The sequence below is a fragment of the Streptococcus oralis genome, from assembly GCF_001578945.1.
Lineage (GTDB): Bacteria > Bacillota > Bacilli > Lactobacillales > Streptococcaceae > Streptococcus > Streptococcus oralis_Q.
The window spans coordinates 1-1012 of sequence record NZ_KQ969575.1 but is presented as its reverse complement, the minus strand read 5'-3'; the positions used below and the strand labels follow the sequence as shown (position 1 = coordinate 1012).

At 43.1% G+C, this 1012-nt stretch carries 1 protein-coding gene; it reads left to right on the top strand.

The window, feature by feature from the left end; translation table 11 throughout:
- Positions 1–270 precede the first annotated feature (270 nt).
- Positions 271–1012 (top strand): RHS repeat-associated core domain-containing protein (locus SORDD16_RS09790; RefSeq protein WP_241734066.1); only part of this gene is annotated, 742 nt, incomplete at its 3' end.

Here is a 1012-nt window from a genome sequence, read left to right as displayed (position 1 = left end):
ATATATTATCAAGATAAAAAATTTTATATTAGTCAACGGAAAGATTTGGGGGAAATATATTTTACTGCTTCTGAGAAAGATTATAGAGTGTTCCATAATCAAAACGAACTCTTATCTGCAGGATTAATCAATGGTAAAACATTGTGTGAAGAATGGGATGAACTGGAAGTTTATTAAATCTGTGTTTGTCTTCAGGAAATGAAGTCGAGATAATGCTGTCTCAACTTCATTTTTTCTATAAAATCTTATTAGATAGAAACCTACAACTACTTGACCAAGGAAGGACAAGCCGTCGCATCAACGAGTTATAATCTCTATGGGGCAAGAAAGACAAGTACAGACACGACAGGGAATCCATTCGCCTATAACAGTGAAGCTCGTGACGATACCGGACTTGACTATTTACGCGCAAGGTATTATGATAGTCAGGGAGCTACTTTCTTAACAGAGGATAGCTACCCAGGTGAGGTGACAGATCCTCTCAGCCAGAACCGCTACAGCTATGTGCAGAACAATCCCGTCAACTATACTGACCCAAGTGGGCACTTCTGGAACAGTATCAAAAAAGGCTGGAACTATGTTAAAAAGATAGCCTCTAATGCTTGGAATGGTGTTAAACGAGTCGCATCTAATACCTGGAATACGGTGAAAAGAGTGGCCTCAAACACCTGGAATAGTGTGAAGAGCTTCGCCTCCAAGGCTTGGAATGCGACCAAGAGTGCCTTCAACCACGCGACTAACTGGGTCAGCACCCAATACAATCGCGCATCGAATTGGGTTGGCAGACAGTGGAATAAGGTTCAAACGACCTACAATAGTACCCGCGACTATGTACAAACGAAATACCAGCAAACAGTAGCTCAGATAGAGGCCAAACGCCAACAAGTAGTTCGGTCTGCCTATGCGCTGGCTACAGGCTTGAGCTCTTCCCCAACCATCCGAGAGGGTATGAATCTCCTCCGAAACTGGGGTACAGCCTTGCAGAACACCTTGAAACATGTCTGTACAACAG